Below are 19,305 nucleotides of genomic sequence, written 5' to 3'. Positions count from 1 at the left end.
GCGCTCGTCAGCTGAACCCAGCGAAATCACCGAGGAGACAAGAGGAATGACCATGAAGCACGTCGTGCGCTGTACCACCGTGGCCGTGCTGGCCGCCGCAGCGGCCATCGGGTTCGCCGCGCCCGCGCTGGCCCACGTCGAAGTGTCCGGGACCGACGCCACCCAGGGAGGTTACGGCGTGGCGACGTTCCGGGTGCCCTCGGAGTCGGACACCGCATCCACCACGGAACTGCGCGTCACCCTGCCCGACGACACGCCGATCCTGTCGGCGTCGGTGCAGCCCATGCCCGGCTGGACGGCGACGGTCACGAAGAAGAAGCTGGCCACACCGCAGAAGGACGACGACGGCAACACCGTGACCGACTACGTGTCGGTCGTGGACTGGAAGGCCACCACCCCGCAGGCGGCGATTCCCCCCAACCAGTTCGACGAGTTCAACCTGTCGCTGGGCCCGCTGCCGAAGGCGGCGTCGGTGTCCTTTCCCGCCCAGCAGTTCTACAGCGACGGGTCGGTGGTGAATTGGAACGAGAAGGCCGCCCAGGGGCAGCCCGAGCCGGACCATCCCGCGCCTATGCTCACCCTGACCTCGGATTCCGACACCGCCACCGCGCCCGCGAGCGCGGCCCCGGCGGCCCCCGCGGCAGCGAGCGCGCCGACGTGGCCGGGGATCGTCGCCCTCGTCGTCGCGGTCGTCGCGGTGCTGCTCGGCCTGGCCAATCTCGCGTTGCTCCGCCGCAAGAGTTGAGGTGGTGGACGGCGCTGCCGGCAGCCGTGGCGGTGGCGTTCGCCATCCTCGGCCTGACGGCAGCGCCGGCGCACGCGCACGCCGTGCTGGTGGCCAGCTCACCGATCGACGGGGCGCGCGTCGAGACGCCACCCACGGTCGTCACGCTGACCTTCGACGAGTCGGTACGGCTCATTCCCGATGCGGCCCAGGTCATCTCGATGACGGGCGAACCCGCCACGGCGGGTCCGGCGCACCTGTCCGACGACGGGACGACCATCGTGATTCCGCTGCGCCCCCATCTGCCCCGCGGGAGCTACGCTGCGACGTGGCGCGTCGTCTCGGCGGACGGACACGTCGTCGCGGGCTCGATCAGCTATGGCATCGGTCAGGACGCCGGTGCTCAATTGCCGCCTCCCGCCGACCATTCCGCGGCGCTGACCCTGACCTCCGACGTCGCCCGCGGCGTGCTCTACGTCGGACTCGTCCTCGCCACCGGGATGGCACTCGGGTGTCGGATGCTGTGGCCGTGGACGCTCGCGCTGAAGCGGACCACGGCACTGCTCGTCGCCGGGTGGGCCGCGATCGTCGTGGCGACCGTGGCCCAATTCCTGCTGCAGGGACCACCATCCCTGGACCTGGGCTGGGCGGCCGTCTTCACTCGTGACGCGCTCGCGAACACGCTCTCCAGCAGGACCGGGGTGCTCCTCGTCGTGCGCGCGGCCCTCGCGATGGCGATCGGGATCGCACTGCGGTCGCGTCGCCGAGGCGCCACGACCGTGCTAGCGGTGTGCGCGGCGGGGACGGCCCTGACCGTCGCGCTCGACGGTCACGCCAGCGTGGGCGCGCAGCCGTGGTTGGCGGTCGCGGTGACCACCGTGCACGTCCTGGCGATGACGGTGTGGCTGGGCGGCCTGGTCGCGCTGTGCGTGGCCGTGCTCCCCACGCGAGGAGCCGACGATCTGCGCCGCTGGTCGCTGATCGCCGTGGGGTGCGTCTCGGTGCTGATCCTCAGCGGCACGTACCAGGCGTGGCGTCAGGTGCGGCCGGTGGCGGCGCTGTGGTCGACCAGCTACGGAATCACGCTGTCGGTGAAGGTCGCGATCGTGGCCACCATGGTCGCACTCGCCTACCTCGCGCGGCGACGGTCCGGCCCGAACACGTTGCGCCGCACGGTCATCGCCGAGCTGGTCCTCGGCATGGCCGTCGTCGCGGTGACCACCGCCCTGGTGACGCTGCCCCCGGCCCGCGCCACCTATGGCCCACCGGTGTCGCTCAGCGCGCCGCTGGACGACCGGACGGCCGCGGTCCACCTCGACACCACCCGCCGTGGCCCCACGACGATCTCGGTGACGGCCCTCGACGCGCACGGCCATCCGATTCGGGTCGTCTCGGTGAGCGGCACGCTGTCATCACAGGACGCCGGAATCGCTTCGCTCGCCGTGAGATTCGAACCGTCCGTCGCCGATCAGTGGAGCAGCTCCCATGCGGTGGTGCCGCTGCCGGGGTCGTGGACGCTGCACCTGGTGGTGGAGTTCAGCACCGCCGACGCCATCACCACCACCGCGCACTTCCGGGTCTGGTAGCGCCCCGGCGTCTCTAGTTCAGGTGCGGGGCGAGGCGGATCCGCGCGCGGGCGTTCAGCCGCGTCGGCAGGGCATCGAGGTCCCAGTGGCCGCTCTCGATCCAGCCGCGGACGGCCTCGATGTCGGCGTCGTCGCAGATGGGGCCGATCCACGCCGTCGGTCCATGCGGGGCGCGCTCGGTGGTGCACGGCTGCAGGACGATCATGACGCCGCCGTCGTGGGGACGGGCACGGCAGCTCAGCGGGCCGCGCAGGCAGGCGGTGGTGGCCAGCACGCCGTGCGGGCAGCGACGGATCGTGGCGCGCAGGGCGGACACGACGTCGATGGTGAGTTCACGGGAACAGGGCGTGCAGACGGCGACGGTGAAGGGGCGGCGCGTGGCGGGCTCGGTGCTGGTCATGCTGCCGCCACCAGGGCGCCCCAGCGGTGGGCGAAAGCCTGCGCCCGATGGCGTGGTGCGGCAATGTACATGTGGCCGTTGCCCTTTCGGCGAGTCCGCGGTCGGGACGACATTGCCGGCCTGCCGTCGGTCACCGACGTCATCGGCCCTGCCCGCCGTAACGGCGCCGGAACTTTTCGACCTGTCCCGCGGTGTCGAGCAGACGTCGGGTGCCGGTCCAGAACGGATGCGAATCCGAGCTCACCTCCACCACGATCAGCGGGCAGGTGATGGTGCCCTGGGGCGTCTCCCAGTCGATGGTGCGGGTGCTGGTCGCCGTGGAACGGGTGAGGAACGCGGTGCCGGTGGTGGCGTCTTGGAAGACCACGGGGTGGTAGTCGGGGTGGATGCCGGGTTTCATCGGGCTTCTCCTTGCTGACGGGCGGGACCGTCGGCGACGGCGCCGCCCCTTCGTTCTTGGAAACGATTTTCAATAGCTCGACGGCTACGGTACCGTCTCCGCCGACGCTTGTCGAAAACAATTGTCATTAAGACCAAGGAGGTCACGTCATGTCGGCGCACTGTGAGGTCACCGGGCGACAGCCGAGCTTCGGCAACTCGGTGTCGCATTCGCATCGGCGCACCCGCCGCCGCTGGAACCCCAACATCCAGCACAAGACCTACTACCTGCCCTCGGAGGGTCGACGAATTCGGTTGCGGGTCAGCGCAAAGGGCATCAAGGTCATCGACCGCGACGGCATCGAAGCCGTCGTCGCCCGGCTGCGCGCCCAGGGGCACAAGCTCTGATGGCCCGCGCGACCGACATCCGCCCCATCGTCAAGCTGCGCTCCACGGCGGGCACCGGATACACCTACGTCACCCGCAAGAACCGCCGCAACGACCCCGACCGACTGGTGCTGCGCAAGTACGACCCCATCGCGCGCCGCCACGTCGACTTCCGCGAGGAGCGCTGAATGGCCAAGAAGTCCAAGATCGTTCGCAACGAACACCGCAAGGCCGTCGTCGCACGCTACGCCGAACGCCGGGCCGCGCTCAAGACGATCATCGCGGCCCCCTCCAGCAGTCCGGACCAGCGCCGCGCCGCCCAGAGCGCACTGCAGCGGCTGCCGCGCGACGCCAGCCCGGTACGCATCCGCAACCGCGACGCCGTCGACGGCCGCCCCCGGGGACACCTGCGCAAGTTCGGACTCTCCCGCATCCGGTTGCGCGAAATGGCCCACGACGGAGCCCTTCCCGGCATCCGCAAGAGCAGCTGGTGACCGCGATGGCCCACCGCAAGAAGTCCACCGCCCGCCGCCCCTCGGCCACCGAGCCCACCCGCACCAAGGCCAACCCGCTGACCGCCGAGGGCATCGAACACGTCGACTGGAAGGACGTCGCACTGCTGCGCACGTTCGTCTCCGACCGCGGCAAGATCCGGTCCCGCCGCGTCACCGGACTCACCGTTCAGCAGCAACGCCGAGTCGCCACCGCGGTCAAGAATGCCCGCGACATGGCATTGCTGCCCTACACCAGCGCCTACCCGACGCCGCCGCGCTGACGACGACCCTTCCCGGCACCCGCGATGCCCTGCGGGGGACCGGGGCGTGCGCCGTGGCCGGGGGTGGTCTACATTACCGACAATGATTCCCGTTTCAGATAACTCGTGCAGGAGGAAGACATCGTGACATCTCAGCCCTGGCGCCGGATTCCCGTCGTCGTCATGGCCGCCGCGGCCATGACGATGGCAGCGGGATGCGGTTCCACCTCATCGCCGGCCCCCTCGTCGAACTCGTCGAGCGCGGGGTCGTCGTCGAACGCGGCGTCGGCGCCGGTCGCCGTGGTCGCCAGCACCAACGTGTGGGGGGACATCGCCAAGCAGATCGGCGGAGACCACGTCACCATCACCTCGATCATGTCCGACCCCAACGCCGACCCGCACGAGTACGAGGCGGATGCCAAGACCGGCGCGGCCGTCAGCAAGGGCCAGCTGGTCATCGAAAACGGGCTCGGCTACGACGATTTCATGGACAAGCTGCTGTCCGCGTCGCCCAACCCGAACCGCAAGGTGCTGACCGCCGCGGACGTCATGCAGATCTCCGGGCAGGACGCCAACCCGCACATCTGGTACGACATCGCCAAGGTCCCCGACGTCGCCAACGCCATCGCCACTCAGCTGGGCAGTCTGGATCCGGCCGACGCGGCGACCTTCACCGCCAACGCCAAGACCTTCAACGACAGCCTCGCCCCCGTCGACGCCGCGATCACCAACATCAAGAACAAGTACTCCGGCGCCCCGGTCGGCTACACCGAACGGGTGCCCGGCTACCTGGTGGACGCGGCCGGGCTCAAGCTGGCCACCCCCGCCTCCTTCGCCCAGTCCATCGAAGACGGCAACGATCCCAGCCCGGCCGACAACGCCGCCTTCGACGCGGCGCTGAACACCAAGGCCATCAAGGTGCTGCTCTACAACGGACAGGTCACCAGCCCGGCCACCGACGCCATCAAGACCCTGGCCCAGAAGGACTCGGTGCCCATCGTCGGCGTCACCGAGACCCTGCCCCCCTCCGACAAGGACTTCCAGGCCTGGCAGCTCCGACAGATCAACGAGATCACCACCGCACTCGGCGGGTGACCTCGGCCGGGGTTGCGGGAACATCTGGGCCCCCGTGCGCGACTATTGGTACGTGGAATGCGAGGTGGCGCGCGAGGCGCTCTCGGCCAGGGTCGACGGCGAGCACGAACCGGTGCCGTCGGCCCGGGTGGACGAGCACGTCGCGGGATGCGTCGAGTGCCGCGCGTGGCGCGACGCGATGACCGGGCAGGCGGCGCGCCTGCACCGGTTGGCCGCCAATCCCCCGCTCACCGAAGTCGCGACGCCGCGGGCGACCGCGGTGCGCCGGGGGTGGGGTTGGCCGCGCTGGGCCCTGCTGGTGGTCGGCGGCGGTCAGCTCGCGCTGGCCGCCGTGCAGGGTTTCGGGCTCGACGTGGGACTCGTCCACGGAGGCATGGTCATGAGCGGCCACCTCCTCAACGAGTCGACGGCGTGGTCCCTGGCGCTGGGCGCGATCATGGTCGTCGGCGCGCTGCGACCGTCGGCCGCCGAGGGCCTGGCCGCGGTGCTCAGCGTCTTCGCGGTCGCCCTGGCGGTATACGTCGTCGTCGACGCCGAGCACGGCGCCGTCACCGCGGCCCGCATCCTCACCCACGTGCCGGTGGTGCTCGGCGCCCTGCTCGCGGTGCTGGTGTGGCGCCGCGCGGCGCGGCCGGGACCCGCACCCACCCAGGTGGCCGGTGACGACCAGGACGAGCGAATCATTTTGCCGCACAGTGCGTCTCGGGGTCGACGCCGCGACCATCTGTGGCCGACCGACGGTGCGGCATGACTCCCTAGCTCACAGCAGCACGCCGAACATGACCGCCATGCCCACGGCCATCATGGCTTGCGATGCGTCGCCGAGGAACCGGTGTGCGGGTTGGGCCGGTTCGGCCTTGCGCTGGCCGAAGTAGCGGTAGAGCCACCACAGCGTGGCGAGCGCGAATCCGATGGTGCACACCCAGTTCAGGACGTCGACGTAGCCCGGCTGCGCCATCGGCGAGTCGCCGTCGGTGGATCCGCCCATGCTCATCCCCGGCATACCGGGCATCCCCGCCATGGGCGCCGCCCCGGCGCCGGGTTCGCCACCGGATCGACTGCCCGGCAAGAGGTCTCCGCTCATGACCGCGTACATCCACGCCATCGACAGCATCATCAGCGCGTGATACCCGTTGATCAGGCGGTGGCCGCGGTACCTCAGGACCACCCCCACGAACCAGGCCGTGGCCACCAGGAAGACGATCATCGGGCCCGTGGTGGGCAGTGCCGCGCCGCGCGGCCACGCCATCACGGCCATCGCGACCGCCATCAGCAGGTGCAGCAGGTGGCTCACCACGTACGCCCCGGCGCGGTGCGACGTCACCATGGCGTAGACCATCTCGGCCGCGCTGAGGACGAAGAGGATCGTGACGACCCAGCGCAGGAACGGGTCGGCGATCACCGCGCGCCCGCCTCCCTACGCGCGCTCTGCCACCAGCCGAGGGCGACGTCCACGGCCACGAACACCGCCAGCGACACCCCAAACAGCGGCGCGAAGTAGCCGAACGCGGCCAGCGCGACGACCGCGAGGACGGCCTCGTACGGCCTCAACTCGGACAGCACGCCGCGGCGTGGACCCCGCGCGATGACGAAACCGGCTGTGCGCGTTGGCCGTCGACGCCACCACATCCGGTAGCCGAGCAGCACGACGGCGATCAGCGCCACCCCGACGGCAGCGAGGACGATCTGATTGACCACGCCGAACAGGATGCCCATGTGTGCGCCGACGATCCAGTCGGCCACCTTGGCCATGAACGGCCAGTCCGCGAAGTCGACCCGCGCGGTGATGGCACCGCTGTCCGGATCCACCGAGACGGCGTCATACCGGGTGGGCCAGTCGCGCTTGTTCTCCGCGACCTGCCAGCCTTGGCCCGCGGCCGACGGCGGATACATCCAGATCGGGCTCTGCAGGCCCGCGTCCTGCGCCGCCCGCAGCGCGGTGTCCGCGCCGCGCAGGGCCACGGCCTCGTCGAGCGGCTGGGCGTCCGCGGCGGCGCCCGACGGCAGCGTGGTGTCCACCGCCGGGGTCGACCAGGTCAGGTGCGAGCGGATGTCGCTGACGTGGGCGCCGGCGAATCGCGACCAGGTCATGCCCGACACCGACAGCAACAGCAACGCCGCGATGATCCACACGCCGAGCGAGCCGTGCCACGACAGCAGCCGACGCCGCCCGCGCACGCCGGCGTCGGGCACGAACAGCCGGGTGAGCCGGCCGGTGCCGACGCGATGGCCGATCCACAGCAGCAGTCCCGACCCGGCGATCACCCACAGCCAGCTGGCCGCCAGCTCGCTGTAGTTGCGACCGACCGCCCCGAGGTGCAGGTTGCGGTGCAGCTCGTCGAACCACGCGCGCAGCGGCATCCACTGCCCGAACGTCGTCAACGCGCCCCTGACCTCGCCGGTGTAGGGATCGACGAACACGGTGCGGCCGTAGTCCGGTGCGACGTCGTCGACCTTCAGCGCGACCTGGGTGGTCTCGTTCGGCGCGGCGGGCGGCCGGATGCTCGTCACCGTGCCCTCGGGGTGCGCGGCCCTGGCGGCGGCGAGCTGATCGGCCAGCGGCAGACGCCGTTCGCCGACGTGGTCGACGGTGAGCTGGTGATGGCTGACGGCCTGATCGAGCTGCGGCACCAGCGCGTAGAGCACCCCGGTCACGGCGGCCACCAGGATGAACGGCGCCACGAACACCCCGGCGTAGAAGTGCAGCCGCATCAGCAACGGACGCCAGCGCGCCCACGCCGACGCGTGCAAGCTCTCCCGCACGTCGGCGGAGTCCTCGAGGGGCGGGTGGCTCACGGTGGTGGGGCCTTCCTGGGCTGACGGCGCACACTGGCGCGGGCTTCGTGGTTCGTGCATTGGTCGTTGTGCGGCGGCCAAAAGTTCCCGTCCCGACCCGGCTCTACGACGTCCGGTCGTAGACTCGCGACCATGAGCAAGGCCGCGACCGTGGAGCCGCCGACGCGGCGCCGGGCGCCCGCGCGGTCCGGGGCCGTCGTCGCCGGCGGTTGCGCGCTGTCGCTGGCCGCCCTGCTCGGCTACGTCCTGCTCGCCGGCGATCGGGTGTACGCGCTGACCGGCGACTCCTACCCCGGCCTCGTCACGGCCGCCGCCGACGTCCTCGGTTACTTCCTCGCGTCACTGGTGGGTGCGGTCTGCCTGGGGGGCCTGCTGTACGTCGTCGTCACCGCGCGACCGGACGTCCGGGGCGTCATCGACGCGGGGCCCTTCCGCACGCACGTGCTGGTGGAGCGGGCCAGTGTGGGGTGGGTGCTCGTCGCGGCCGCGATGGTGGTGGTGCAGGCCGCCAGCGACAGCGGCGCCTCGGCGCTGAGACTGCTGGGCAGCGGCGGCATGGTCGACGCCGTCCTGGCCTCGCAACCGGCGCGGGCGTGGATCGTGGTGGCGCTCGCGGCGGCGTCGATCGCGGTGACCGTGCGGTTGTCGCTGAGCTGGACCGCCCACGTGGTGCTGCTGCTGCCCGCCGCGATCGCCGTGGTGGCCGTGCCGGTCAACGGAAACCCCGGGGTCGGACCGGATCACGACTACGCGACGAGCGCCGTCATCGTGTTCGCCGTACTGCTCGCCGCGTGGGCGGGCACCGCCGTGGCGAACGCGCTGCACCCGGTCGCCGAACCCCTGGCCCGGCGGGTGTCGACGCTGCAGGCTGTCCTCGGGCCCGTCGTCCTCGCCTACGGCGCGGGGTTGCTGGGGCTACTGGCCGGCGGCGACCTCGTCGACGGGCCGTACGGCCAGGCCGGGGTGGCGGCCGCGGTGCTGATGCTCGTCGTCTGGCTGGGCTCCCTGCGGGCCCTGCGTCGCGGAAGGCCCTGGGCCGCAACGTCTTCCGCGGTGGCACTGACCGTCGTGCTGGCGCTGATCGCGGTGATGGCGACCCAACCCGCGCCGCGCCTGCTGGACCACCGGTTCACGGCCTGGGACGTGTTCCTCGGCTACGCCCTGCCGGACCCGCCGAGCGTGGCGCGCATCCTGACCGTCTGGCGGTTCGACGTGTTCCTCGGCTGCGCGGCGATCGTCATGGCGCTGGCGTACGTGGCCGGCTACGTTCGCCTGCGCCGCCGCGGGGATCGGTGGTCGACGGGCCGGCTGGTCGCGTGGCTGGCCGGCTGCCTGCTGCTGCTGTTCACGACCGGTTCGGGGGTCAGGGCCTACGGATCGGCGATGTTCAGCGTGCACATGGCCGAACACATGACGCTCAACATGTTCGTGCCGGTGCTGCTGGTCCTCGGCGGTCCGGTCACGCTGGCGCTGCGGACCCTGCCCGCCGCGCGCCCCGACGAGCCGCCCGGCCCGCGGGAGTGGGTCATGTGGCTGGTGCATTCGAAGCTGACCGCGGTGCTGGCACAGCCCGTCGTGGCGTTCGTCCTGTTCGTGGCGTCGCTCTACGCGGTGTACTTCACGCCCATCTTCGACACCCTGGTGCGCTACCACTGGGGCCACGAGCTGATGAGCGTGCACTTCCTGCTCGTCGGCTACCTGTTCTTCTGGGGCATCATCGGGGTCGATCCCGGCCCGCGGAAGCTCCCGTTCCTCGGCAGGCTCGGCCTGCTGTTCGCGGTCATGCCGTTCCACGCGTTCTTCGGCATCGCCACCATGACCACGGCGTCGATCATCGGCGGACGGTTCTACCACGACGTCGGCCTGCCGTGGCTGGCGAACGTGCACGACGACCAGCACCTCGGCGGGGCCATCGCGTGGGGGTCCAGCGAGCTGCCGGTGATCCTGGTAGTGGTCGCCCTGGTCGCCCAGTGGGCGCGCCAGGACCGCCGCGCCGCGACCCGATCCGACCGCCACGCCGACGCGGACTACGCCGACGACGACCTCGACGCCTACAACGCGATGCTGCGCGAGCTCGCCCGCTCCCGCCGCGGCGACTAACGCGCGCCGAAGTTGCGCAGCCGCAAGCTGTTCGAGACGACGAAGAACGACGAGAACGCCATCGCCGCGCTCGCGACCAACGGGTTGAGCAGCCCGGCGGCGGCGATCGGGATGGCCGCCACGTTGTAGCCGAACGCCCAGATCAGGTTGACCCGGATGGTGCGCATGGTCGCCGCGGCGAGGTCCAGGGCCAGCGGCACCACCGCGAGGTCGTCGCGCACCAGCACCACGTCGGCCGCGCCGATGGCGACGTCGGTGCCCCGTCCGATCGCCATCCCGAGATCCGACCGCGCCAGCACGGGCCCGTCGTTGATGCCGTCCCCCACCATGGCCACGCGCCGACCCTGGTCGCGCAGTTGCTCGACGACGTCGACCTTGCCGTCGGGCAGCACGTCGGCGATGACCTCCTCGATGCCGACGCGGGCCGCCACCGCCGCGGCCGACTCCGGGTTGTCACCGGTCAGCAGCAGCGTCCGCAGCCCCCGCTCGTGCAGGTCCGCGATGGCTCCCGCCGCCGAGGGCTTCACTGTGTCGGAGACCGCGATGGCCGCGCAGGGCTGCCCGTCGACCTCGACGTAGACGACCGTCGCGCCGTGGTTGGCGGCGCGCCGGCGCTCGGCCGCGAGCGCCGCGGGCGCCGCGGGCGCCCCGGTGTGCGCGATCCAGGACGGCTTGCCCACCCGCACCCGGCGTCCGTCGACGACACCGCTGACGCCGCGGCCCGGCTCGGCGTGGAAGTCCTGGACCCCGCGGTGGTCCGGCACCGAGGTCGCGATGGCGTGGCCGACGGCGTGTTCGGACGCCGACTCGACGGCCGCGGCGAACGCCAGCGCATCGTCGGCGTCCCAGCCGGGCACGGTCACCACGGCGTCGACGGTCAGGCGACCGGTCGTCAGCGTTCCCGTCTTGTCGAACACGACGGTGTCCACCGAACGCGTGGCCTCCAGCGCCTGATGTCCCTTGAGGAAGATGCCCAGCTGAGCGCCGCGCCCCGAGGCCACCATCATCGCCGTCGGGGTGGCGAGGCCCAGCGCGCACGGACAGGCGATGACGAGCACCGCCAGCGCCGACGAGAACGCGTGCCCGGCGCCGCCGCCCGCGGCCAGCCACGCCACCGCGGTCAGTGCGGCGATGGCGAACACGCACGGTACGAACACCGCGGCGATCCGGTCGGCGAGGCGCTGCGCGTTCGCCTTGTGTTCCTGGGCCTGCTCGACGAGGCGGACCATGCCCGCGAACTTGGTGTCCGCGCCGACCGCGGCGGCCTCCACGATCAACCGTCCGTCGAGCACGACGGTGCCGCCGACGACGGTGCCGCCCGGCGCGACCCGCACGGGGGTCGCCTCGCCGGTCATCGCGCTGGTGTCGACGGCAGCCGAACCCTCGAGCACCAGGCCGTCGCCCGCGATCGTCTGCCCCGGCCGCACCACGAAGCGGTGCTGTTCCTTCAGTTCGTCGGCGGGCAGCACCATCTCCGAGCCGTCGGCCATCAGGATCGTGACGTCCTTCGCGCTCAGCGCGGCCAGCGCCCGCATCGCGCCGCCGGCCTTCGACTTGGCCCGCGCCTCGAAGTACCGGCCCGCGAGCACGAACACCGTGACGCCCGCGGCCACCTCGAAGTAGATCGCGTCGCTCCCCGCCAGCGCCTGCCACACCCCGACCCGGTCGGCCGACGCGTGGTGGCCGCCGAACAACGTGGTCAGCGACCAGACGCTGGCGGCGGTGATGCCGACCGAGATCAACGTCTCCATCGAGGCGCTGCCGTGGCGGGCGCGGCGCAGTGCGGTCCGGTGGAACGGCCACGCCGCCCAGGTCACGACGGGCGCCGCCAGCGCGGTCAGAACCCACTCCCAGCCCACGAATCGCGTGCTGGGCACCACGGCGAACATCACCGACAGGTCGGCCAGCGGCACGAAGAGCACCGCGGCGACCGCGAGCCGGATCAGCAGCCGTCTGGCGTCGTCGGCATCGGCGTCGTCGTCGGCCACACCGCCGCCGACGACCCGCGGGGACGCCTCGTAGCCGGTGCGGCGGACGACGTCGCACAGCTCGTCGGCGTCGACGCCCGCACCGGCATCGACGGTCGCGACGCGGGTGGCGAAGTTCACCGAGGCGCGCACCCCCGGCATCTTGTTCAGCCGGGACTCCACCCGGTTGGCACACGCGGCGCACGACATGCCCGCGACGTCGAGCTGCACCCGCCGCGCCGCGTCCACCTCGGGCGCGGCGACACCCGTCGTCGACGTCATGGTCCTCACCTCCTGCGCACGGCCCCTAGTCTCAGTCGTGCCGATGCCCCGATGAGTTCCAGACTGCCATGGCCTACTGTCTGATCCGTGGCTGCCACCGGTGACGATGACGACGTTACCCAGCTCGCCAAGGCCGCAGGTCGTGGCAACCAGGTCGCACTGAGCCGGTTCATCGCCGCCACGCAGCGCGACGTATGGCGCACGGTCGCCTACCTCGCCGACCCGGCCAGCGCCGACGACCTCACCCAGGAGACGTTCCTGCGGGCCATCACCGCGCTGCCCCGCTTCAGCGGCCGCTCCACGGCCAGGACGTGGCTGATGTCGATCGCCCGCCGCGTCGTCGTCGACCAGATCCGCTACAACTCCTCTCGGCCACGGCCGGCGCACGTCGTCGACCTCGACGACGTGCTCGGCGGCGCGCGCGGCGGTGACCGCATCGAGGACATGGTGGAGATCCGCATCCTGCTCGACGGGCTGCCCCGCGAACGCCGCGAGGCGCTGGTGCTGACGCAGGTGCTGGGGCTGTCCTACGCCGAGGCGGCCGACGTCTGCGGCTGTCCGGTCGGCACCATCCGGTCCCGCGTCGCACGGGCCCGCGACGACCTCATTCGGGCGGCCCAGTCCGACGACCGCGCCGGTTGACCGTTGCCGACGCCGCAACCGGTTACCATTGCCCGTGGCTATCGACCGTGCCGTCCGCACGACTTTCGCTGTCCTGGCGGCCTGCGTCGCCGTCATCGCGAGCCTGCCCGGCGCCGGCCTGCCGAAGGCCTCGGCCGACGGCTGCCCCGACATCGAGGTCGTCTTCGCCCGCGGGACGAATGAGGATCCCGGTCTCGGCCTGCCCGGCGGCGCCTTCGTCGACGACCTGCGCGCCAAGGTCGGTGGCCGCTCGGTGGGGTCCTATGCCGTGGTCTACCCCGCGACCTACGACTTCCTCGCGGCGGCCGACGGCGCCAACGACGCGAGCGCCCACATCCAGTACATGATGAACACCTGCCCGAACACGCGGCTGGTGCTGGGCGGCTACTCCCAGGGCGCCGCAGTGATCGACGTCATCGCCGCCGTGCCGATACCCGCCATCGGGTTCACCAACCCGCTGCCGCCGAACACCCCCGACTTCGTCGCGGCCATCGTCGCGTTCGGCAACCCGTCCACCAAGCTGGGTCTGCCGCTGACGTCGAGCCCGGTCTGGGGCGCCAAGTCCATCGATCTGTGCAACGCCGGCGATCCCGTCTGCGGTCCCGGCGAGGACGTCGCTGCCCACCGCGCGTACACCCCGGGTCCGGCCAACGCCGCCGCCAACTTCGCCGCAGGCCTGCTGTAACGACCGTGAGCTAGCATCCCTGCGGTGACCCCTCAGCAGATCCGCAGGATGCTCGCCGCTGCGGTCGTCACCGTGCTCACCGCAGGTGCCCTGCTGGTGGCTCCGATGCTGACCCCCGGTACCCCGATCGCGTCGGCGGCGTGCCCGCAGGCGGAGCTCATCTTCGCCCGCGGTCGCCTCGAACCCGCGGGTGCGGGCCAGATCGGCAACGCTCTCGTCGCCGCGCTGCGCAAGCGGACCACCAAGAGCGTCAACCTGTACGCCGTGCAGTACCCGGCCGACAACCAGATCGACGTCGGCGCCAACGACATGAGCGCCCGCGTCCAGAGCACGATGGCGAGCTGCCCCGACACCCGCATCGTGCTCGGCGGCTATTCGCTTGGCGCCGCGGTCACCGACGTCGCCCTTGCGGTGCCGTTCGCGTTCTTCGGCTTCAACAACCCGCTACCGCCCGGGGCCGATCAGCACGTCGCGGCCGTCGCCCTGTTCGGCAATGGGAGTCAGTGGGTCGGTCCGATCACGAACTTCAACCCGGCCTACAACGACCGGACCATCGAGCTGTGTCACGCCGCCGACCCCATCTGCAATCCGACCCAACCGGACAACTGGCAGGCCGACTGGCCGGACCACCTCGCGCCGGCCTACCTCAAGGCGGGCATGGTCGACCAGGCCGCCGACTTCGTCGCGGGAAAGCTGTAGCGACCCAAGGACCACGCGCTACCCGAGGCTGCGGAGATCGCGGGTGACCGCGATCCTGGCCTCCAGTTCGGCGTCGGGCGGATAGTCCACCCCGACGAGCACGAGCCCCTTGGCGGGCGCGGTCGAGAAGTCACTCGACCGTCGCGTCGACGCCAATAGCCCTGCGCACCACTGCGATTCGCGACGCCCCTCCCCCACGGCCAGCAGCGCACCGACGAGTGAGCGCACCATCGACCAGCAGAACGCATCGGCCGTGACGTAGGCCGTGATGGCATCGCCGGAACGCATCCAGTCCAGCCGCTGCAGGTCGCGGATCGTCGTCGCTCCCTCACGCGGACGGCAGAACGCGGCGAAGTCGTTGAGGCCCAACAGTTCCCGGGACGCCTGCGCCATGGCGTCGACGTCCAGCGGCCGGGGCCACGCGGTGACGAACCTGGACTCCTGGGGCGTGACGCCGTAGGGCGCCGTCGACAGCCGGTACTCGTAGTGTCGGCGCAGCGCCGAGAACCGGGCGTCGAAACCCCGTGGCGCCCTGGACACGTCGAGCACCCGGACGTCCTCGGGGAGCAGCCGCGCCAGTCGCCGCACCAGCGGTTGGAACTCCGGCCCCTCCCGCGGGGTGCGGGGGTACGCGTGCGGGACGGCCTCGGCCGGGACGTCGACGTGGGCTACCTGCCCCGTCGCGTGCACGCCGGTGTCGGTCCGGCCCGCCGCCCTGGTGAGCACCGGCGTCCGGAAGATCGTCGAGAGGGCGTCGTCGATGGTGCCCGCGACCGTGCGCTGACGCGCCTGCGTCGCCCACCCGGCGAAGTCGGTGCCGTCGTAGGCGACCGCCAGCCGAAGACGAACATGCCCGCCACCGGTGTCGGTGGCGGGCATGATCGATGATTCATCCACTAGGACTTGGCTTCGTCCGCCTCGTCCTCGGTCGTGGCCTCGGCCTCGGCTGGTGCCTCGGTCGTCGGCTCGTCGGCCGTCGCCGTGGCCTCGTCGGCAGTCGTGGCCTCGTCGGCGTCGGGACCGACTGCGGCCTCCGGCTCGACGGCAGCCTGCGGGGCTGCTGCGGCGGCGACCGGCGCCGCCGCCTTCGACGCACCGGCGCGGCGGGCGCGGTTGGCCTCCGACGTGACCGTCTTCTCCCGCACCAGCTCGATGACGGCCATCGGGGCGTTGTCGCCCTTGCGTGCCTCCACCTTGATGATGCGGGTGTAGCCACCCTCGCGGTCGGCGAAGTGCGGGCCGATCTCGGCGAACAGCGTGTGCACGACGTCCTTGTCGCGGATCTTCTTCATCACCTCACGCCGGTTGTGCAGCGTGCCCTTCTTGGCGTGGGTGATGAGCTTCTCCGCGTACGGCCGCAACGCCCGTGCCTTGGGCTCGGTCGTCTTGATGCGGCCGTGCTCGAACAGCGACGTGGCCAGGTTGGCCAGCAGCGCCTTCTGGTGCGAGGACGAACCGCCGAGGCGAGGTCCCTTGGTGGGTTTGGGCATTGCGACTTCTCCTATGTGGGGCCGGCCCCCGTATCAGGTAGGACCGGGACGGACGTTCTGTTAGAGCTGTTCGGTTTCCGCGTAGTCCTGGTCGGCGTCCAGGTCGTAGCTGGCGTCGCTGTTCCAGGTGCCGGTGGCCACGTCGTAGCCGGCGACCTCGGACGGATCGAACGTGGCCGGGCTGTCCTTCAGCGAGAGACCGAGCTGGTGCAGCTTGATCTTCACCTCGTCGATGGACTTCTGACCGAAGTTGCGGATGTCCAGCAGGTCGGACTCCGTCCGCGAGACCAGCTCGCCGACGGTGTGCACGCCCTCGCGCTTGAGGCAGTTGTACGACCGGACGGTGAGCTCCAGGTCGTCGATCGGCAGCGCGAACGAGGCGATGTGATCCGCCTCGGCCGGCGACGGGCCGATCTCGATGCCCTCGGCTTCGACGTTGAGTTCCCGTGCCAGACCGAACAATTCGACCAGCGTCTTGCCGGCCGAGGCCAGCGCGTCACGCGGGGTGATCGAGTTCTTGGTCTCGACGTCGAGGATCAGCTTGTCGAAGTCGGTGCGCTGCTCGACACGGGTCGCCTCCACCTTGTAGGTGACCTTGAGGACCGGGCTGTAGATCGAGTCGACCGGGATGCGGCCGATCTCGGCGCCCGACGCCTTGTTCTGCACGGCGGGGACGTAACCGCGGCCGCGCTCGACGACGAGCTCGACCTCGAGCTTGCCCTTGTCGTTCAGGGTCGCGATGTGCATGTCGGGGTTCTGCACCGTGACGCCCGCGGGCGGAACGATGTCACCGGCGGTGACGGCACCCGGGCCCTGCTTGCGCAGGTACATGGTGACCGGCTCGTCCTCCTCGGACGACACGACCAGGCTCTTGAGGTTCAGGATGATGTCGGTGACGTCTTCCTTCACCCCGGGCACGGTGGTGAACTCGTGCAGCACGCCGTCGATGCGGATGCTGGTGACCGCTGCGCCGGGGATCGACGACAGCAGGGTGCGCCGAAGCGAGTTGCCCAGGGTGTACCCGAAACCGGGCTCCAGCGGCTCGATGACGAACTTGGACCGGTTCTCGGCCAAGCTCTCCTCGGACAGGGTGGGGCGCTGAGAAATCAGCATTTCTTATCTCCTTCTCGGCATCCGCTATTTGATGCCGTGGGGTGGTTCCGACCGGGCGGCCGGACCTCTTACTTCGAGTAGAACTCGACGATCAGCTGTTCGGTGAGCGGCACCTGGATCTGGGCGCGCTCGGGCAGCTGGTGGACGAGGATGCGCTGGCGTTCGCCGACGACCTGCAGCCACCCCGGGATCGGGCGTTCACCGGCGGTCTGCCGGGACAGCTCGAACGGCAGCGTGTTCAACGACTTCTCGCGGATGTCGATGATGTCGTACTGCGAGACGCGGTAGCTGGGGATGTCGACCTTCTGGCCGTTGACGGTGAAGTGACCGTGGCTGACCAGCTGACGGGCCATCCGGCGCGTGCGGGCGAGCCCGGCGCGGTAGATGACGTTGTCGAGCCGGCTCTCCAGGATCTGCAGCAGGTTCTCACCGGTCTTGCCCGAGTGGCGGTTGGCCTCCTCGTAGTAACGGCGGAACTGCTTCTCCATGACGCCGTAGGTGAAGCGGGCCTTCTGCTTCTCCTGCAGCTGCGTGCGGTATTCGCTCTCCTTGATCCGCGCACGGCCGTGCTGACCGGGCGGGTAGGGGCGCTTCTCGAAGGACTGATCTCCGCCGACCAGGTCGACGCCGAGGCGGCGCGACTTGCGGGTGACGGGTCCGGTGTAACGAGCCATTTCCTATATCTCCTCTAGACCCGGCGCCGCTTGGGCGGACGGCAACCGTTGTGCGGCTGCGGCGTGACGTCGGAAATCGCGCCGACCTCGAGACCGGCGGCCTGCAGCGAACGGATCGCGGTTTCGCGGCCCGAGCCGGGGCCCTTCACGAAGACGTCGACCTTCTTGACACCGTGCTCCTGCGCCTTGCGGGCGGCGTTCTCGGCGGCCAGCTGGGCGGCGAACGGCGTCGACTTGCGCGAGCCCTTGAACCCGACGTGTCCCGACGAGGCCCAGGCGATGACGTTGCCCTGCTGGTCGGTGATCGACACGATCGTGTTGTTGAACGTGCTCTTGATGTGAGCGGCCCCGTGCGGGACGTTCTTCTTTTCCTTGCGACGCGTCTTCTGGCCCTTCTTGGGGCCAGCCGCGGTCTTCTTGGTCGGTGCCATGACTTACCTGGCCTTCTTCTTGCCGGCGATGGTGCGCTTCGGGCCCTTGCGGGTACGCGCATTGGTCTTGGTGCGCTGGCCGCGGACCGGCAGCCCGCGGCGGTGCCGCAGACCCTGGTAGCAGCCGATCTCGATCTTGCGGCGGATGTCGGCCTGCACCTCGCGGCGCAGGTCACCCTCGACCTTGATCTCGGAGTTGCTCTCGATGTAGTCGCGCAGCTGCGACACCTGATCGTCGGTCAGGTCCTTCGTGCGCAGGTCGTAGTCGATGCCGGTAGCCGACAGAATTTCCTGGGAGCGGGTACGGCCGATGCCGTAGATGTAGGTCAGCGCAATCTCCATGCGCTTGTCGCGCGGGAGGTCGACGCCCAGTAGACGTGCCATCAGGCAGTGCTTCCTTTTCGTTGCGGAGGTCTGTTCCCAGTCCGTTCCCGCGTGCGAGCGGGGTCCGGCCTCCGAGCCGGACGTGATGAGCGGCCTATCCGCTCAGTGGTACTGGGATGTCGTCATTCAGTTGTGCTGGTACTGCTGTCGCGCAATTAGCCCTGACGCTGCTTGTGGCGCGGGTCAGAGCAGATCACCATGACCCGCCGATGGCGACGGATCACCCTGCACTTGTCGCAGATGGGCTTGACGCTCGGGTTCACCTTCACGGCGGTCGATCCTGTCTTGGTTCTCGGTGACTCGCGCGAACGCTCGTCACGGTCTCTTTACTTGTAGCGGTAAACGATGCGGCCCCGGGACAGGTCGTAGGGAGAGAGCTCCACTACCACGCGGTCCTCGGGCAGAATGCGGATGTAGTGCTGCCGCATCTTGCCGCTGATGTGCGCGAGCACCTTGTGTCCGTTCTCCAGCTCAATGCGAAACATCGCATTGGGCAGGGGCTCGACCACGCGGCCCTCGACTTCGATGGCACCGTCTTTTTTAGCCATGTCCTCCGTAGTTCCCTGTCTGGCGCCGCAAGCACCGCCTCCGACTACAGAACGTGAGCCGGATTGGTTGAATTCCAGGACAGGGCACGCGAGAGCCGGCGCGGATGCCGCACCGTTGTCCCATCGTACTCGCTCCTCGGCGCTCCCCAAAATTGCCGCAGTACCAGCGC

The 19,305-nt window shown here is 70.3% G+C and carries 26 protein-coding genes; 12 read left to right on the top strand and 14 right to left on the bottom strand.

All coding sequences use genetic code 11. The annotated features are described in order from the left end of the window. Window positions 1–46: 46 nt before the first annotated feature. The gene (locus G6N60_RS05940) at window positions 47–745 is read left to right on the top strand and encodes a YcnI family protein (RefSeq protein WP_246240356.1); all 699 of its coding nucleotides are present in this window, start codon (window positions 47–49) and stop codon (window positions 743–745) included. Window positions 746–771: 26 nt separating this feature from the next. Then, window positions 772–2,310 (top strand): copper resistance CopC/CopD family protein, encoded by a 1,539-nt coding sequence (locus tag G6N60_RS05935; protein WP_246240353.1) that lies wholly within the window; start codon window positions 772–774, stop codon window positions 2,308–2,310. Window positions 2,311–2,323: 13 nt separating this feature from the next. Here G6N60_RS05935 and G6N60_RS05930 read toward each other — a convergent pair whose 3' ends face one another. Further along, window positions 2,324–2,710, bottom strand: a complete 387-nt coding sequence (locus tag G6N60_RS05930) for a hypothetical protein (protein WP_163733862.1) — start codon at window positions 2,708–2,710, stop codon at window positions 2,324–2,326. A gap of 139 nt (window positions 2,711–2,849) precedes the next feature. Continuing rightward, a complete protein-coding gene (locus G6N60_RS05925) occupies window positions 2,850–3,110 on the bottom strand; it encodes a type B 50S ribosomal protein L31 (RefSeq protein ID WP_163733858.1) in 261 nt (86 codons plus the stop codon). A gap of 149 nt (window positions 3,111–3,259) precedes the next feature. Here G6N60_RS05925 and rpmB point away from each other — a divergent pair, with 149 nt between their 5' ends. From rpmB to rpsR, 4 genes are read left to right on the top strand one after another with little or no spacing between them, the layout of a single operon-like run. Further along, on the top strand, window positions 3,260–3,496 hold the full coding sequence (rpmB, locus tag G6N60_RS05920) for a 50S ribosomal protein L28 (protein ID WP_163733855.1): 237 nt from the start codon (window positions 3,260–3,262) through the stop codon (window positions 3,494–3,496). Next, on the top strand, window positions 3,496–3,663 hold the full coding sequence (gene rpmG / locus G6N60_RS05915; protein WP_163733852.1) for a 50S ribosomal protein L33: 168 nt from the start codon (window positions 3,496–3,498) through the stop codon (window positions 3,661–3,663). Before rpmB ends, rpmG begins: the two co-directional genes overlap by 1 nt. After that, window positions 3,664–3,969 (top strand): 30S ribosomal protein S14, encoded by a 306-nt coding sequence (gene rpsN / locus G6N60_RS05910; protein ID WP_163733848.1) that lies wholly within the window; start codon window positions 3,664–3,666, stop codon window positions 3,967–3,969. Window positions 3,970–3,974: 5 nt separating this feature from the next. Beyond that, complete coding sequence (gene rpsR / locus G6N60_RS05905) at window positions 3,975–4,250, top strand: 30S ribosomal protein S18 (RefSeq protein WP_163743523.1); 276 nt, start codon at window positions 3,975–3,977, stop codon at window positions 4,248–4,250. Between the two features lie 131 nt (window positions 4,251–4,381). Here the strand turns inward: rpsR and G6N60_RS05900 are convergent, their stop codons facing one another. Beyond that, the gene (locus G6N60_RS05900) at window positions 4,382–4,606 is read right to left on the bottom strand and encodes a hypothetical protein (protein WP_163730761.1); all 225 of its coding nucleotides are present in this window, start codon (window positions 4,604–4,606) and stop codon (window positions 4,382–4,384) included. Here G6N60_RS05900 and G6N60_RS05895 point away from each other — a divergent pair. Then, window positions 4,530–5,324, top strand: coding sequence for a metal ABC transporter solute-binding protein, Zn/Mn family (locus G6N60_RS05895; RefSeq protein ID WP_163743521.1), 795 nt, complete (start codon window positions 4,530–4,532; stop codon window positions 5,322–5,324). The genes G6N60_RS05900 and G6N60_RS05895 overlap by 77 nt on opposite strands. 52 nt (window positions 5,325–5,376) lie before the next feature. Next, entirely contained in the window at window positions 5,377–6,075 is a 699-nt protein-coding gene (locus tag G6N60_RS05890) for a zf-HC2 domain-containing protein (RefSeq protein WP_163743518.1), read from the top strand. 9 nt (window positions 6,076–6,084) lie between these two features. On the opposite strand, the gene G6N60_RS05885 is transcribed toward G6N60_RS05890, so the two are convergent. After that, window positions 6,085–6,726 (bottom strand): DUF5134 domain-containing protein, encoded by a 642-nt coding sequence (locus G6N60_RS05885; RefSeq protein WP_163733845.1) that lies wholly within the window; start codon window positions 6,724–6,726, stop codon window positions 6,085–6,087. Further along, window positions 6,723–8,180 carry a PepSY-associated TM helix domain-containing protein gene (locus G6N60_RS05880; protein WP_276028451.1) on the bottom strand — a complete coding sequence of 486 codons (1,458 nt, stop codon included), beginning with the start codon at window positions 8,178–8,180 and terminating at the stop codon, window positions 6,723–6,725. Before G6N60_RS05880 ends, G6N60_RS05885 begins: the two co-directional genes overlap by 4 nt. Window positions 8,181–8,252: 72 nt before the next feature. On the opposite strand from G6N60_RS05880, the gene G6N60_RS05875 reads away from it, so the two are divergent. After that, on the top strand, window positions 8,253–10,220 hold the full coding sequence (locus G6N60_RS05875; RefSeq protein WP_163733842.1) for a cytochrome c oxidase assembly protein: 1,968 nt from the start codon (window positions 8,253–8,255) through the stop codon (window positions 10,218–10,220). Here the strand turns inward: G6N60_RS05875 and G6N60_RS05870 are convergent. Beyond that, complete coding sequence (locus tag G6N60_RS05870) at window positions 10,217–12,469, bottom strand: heavy metal translocating P-type ATPase (RefSeq protein ID WP_163733839.1); 2,253 nt, start codon at window positions 12,467–12,469, stop codon at window positions 10,217–10,219. The two genes, G6N60_RS05875 and G6N60_RS05870, sit on opposite strands and share 4 nt — an antisense overlap. Before the next feature lie 87 nt (window positions 12,470–12,556). On the opposite strand from G6N60_RS05870, the gene sigC reads away from it, so the two are divergent. From sigC to G6N60_RS05855, 3 genes are read left to right on the top strand one after another with little or no spacing between them, the layout of a single operon-like run. Continuing rightward, on the top strand, window positions 12,557–13,111 hold the full coding sequence (gene sigC / locus G6N60_RS05865) for an RNA polymerase sigma factor SigC (RefSeq protein WP_163733836.1): 555 nt from the start codon (window positions 12,557–12,559) through the stop codon (window positions 13,109–13,111). Window positions 13,112–13,145: 34 nt separating this feature from the next. Then, window positions 13,146–13,796, top strand: coding sequence for a cutinase family protein (locus tag G6N60_RS05860; protein ID WP_372511040.1), 651 nt, complete (start codon window positions 13,146–13,148; stop codon window positions 13,794–13,796). Between the two features lie 48 nt (window positions 13,797–13,844). Continuing rightward, window positions 13,845–14,495 carry a cutinase family protein gene (locus tag G6N60_RS05855; RefSeq protein WP_163743514.1) on the top strand — a complete coding sequence of 217 codons (651 nt, stop codon included), beginning with the start codon at window positions 13,845–13,847 and terminating at the stop codon, window positions 14,493–14,495. Window positions 14,496–14,513: 18 nt separating this feature from the next. On the opposite strand, the gene truA is transcribed toward G6N60_RS05855, so the two are convergent. The 8 genes from truA to infA all read right to left on the bottom strand — a co-directional run bounded on the left by truA (window position 14,514) and on the right by infA (window position 19,135). Then, window positions 14,514–15,374 carry a tRNA pseudouridine(38-40) synthase TruA gene (truA, locus tag G6N60_RS05850; protein ID WP_163733830.1) on the bottom strand — a complete coding sequence of 287 codons (861 nt, stop codon included), beginning with the start codon at window positions 15,372–15,374 and terminating at the stop codon, window positions 14,514–14,516. A 17-nt stretch (window positions 15,375–15,391) separates the two neighbouring features. Further along, window positions 15,392–15,985: a 50S ribosomal protein L17 gene (rplQ, locus tag G6N60_RS05845; RefSeq protein WP_163733827.1), complete on the bottom strand. Its 594-nt coding sequence runs from the start codon at window positions 15,983–15,985 to the stop codon at window positions 15,392–15,394. 60 nt (window positions 15,986–16,045) lie between these two features. After that, window positions 16,046–17,098 (bottom strand): DNA-directed RNA polymerase subunit alpha, encoded by a 1,053-nt coding sequence (locus G6N60_RS05840; RefSeq protein WP_163733824.1) that lies wholly within the window; start codon window positions 17,096–17,098, stop codon window positions 16,046–16,048. A gap of 68 nt (window positions 17,099–17,166) precedes the next feature. Beyond that, complete coding sequence (rpsD, locus tag G6N60_RS05835) at window positions 17,167–17,772, bottom strand: 30S ribosomal protein S4 (protein ID WP_163733821.1); 606 nt, start codon at window positions 17,770–17,772, stop codon at window positions 17,167–17,169. A 14-nt stretch (window positions 17,773–17,786) separates the two neighbouring features. Further along, window positions 17,787–18,203 carry a 30S ribosomal protein S11 gene (gene rpsK / locus G6N60_RS05830; protein WP_163733818.1) on the bottom strand — a complete coding sequence of 139 codons (417 nt, stop codon included), beginning with the start codon at window positions 18,201–18,203 and terminating at the stop codon, window positions 17,787–17,789. A gap of 3 nt (window positions 18,204–18,206) precedes the next feature. Beyond that, window positions 18,207–18,587 carry a 30S ribosomal protein S13 gene (gene rpsM, locus G6N60_RS05825; RefSeq protein WP_163733815.1) on the bottom strand — a complete coding sequence of 127 codons (381 nt, stop codon included), beginning with the start codon at window positions 18,585–18,587 and terminating at the stop codon, window positions 18,207–18,209. A 155-nt stretch (window positions 18,588–18,742) separates the two neighbouring features. Beyond that, a complete protein-coding gene (rpmJ, locus tag G6N60_RS05820) occupies window positions 18,743–18,856 on the bottom strand; it encodes a 50S ribosomal protein L36 (protein WP_079925868.1) in 114 nt (37 codons plus the stop codon). Between the two features lie 57 nt (window positions 18,857–18,913). Further along, entirely contained in the window at window positions 18,914–19,135 is a 222-nt protein-coding gene (infA, locus tag G6N60_RS05815) for a translation initiation factor IF-1 (protein ID WP_003418601.1), read from the bottom strand. Window positions 19,136–19,305: the final 170 nt, after the last annotated feature.

This window comes from Mycolicibacterium madagascariense, assembly GCF_010729665.1.
Lineage (GTDB): Bacteria > Actinomycetota > Actinomycetes > Mycobacteriales > Mycobacteriaceae > Mycobacterium > Mycobacterium madagascariense.
This window is presented reverse-complemented; position numbering and strand designations above follow the sequence as displayed.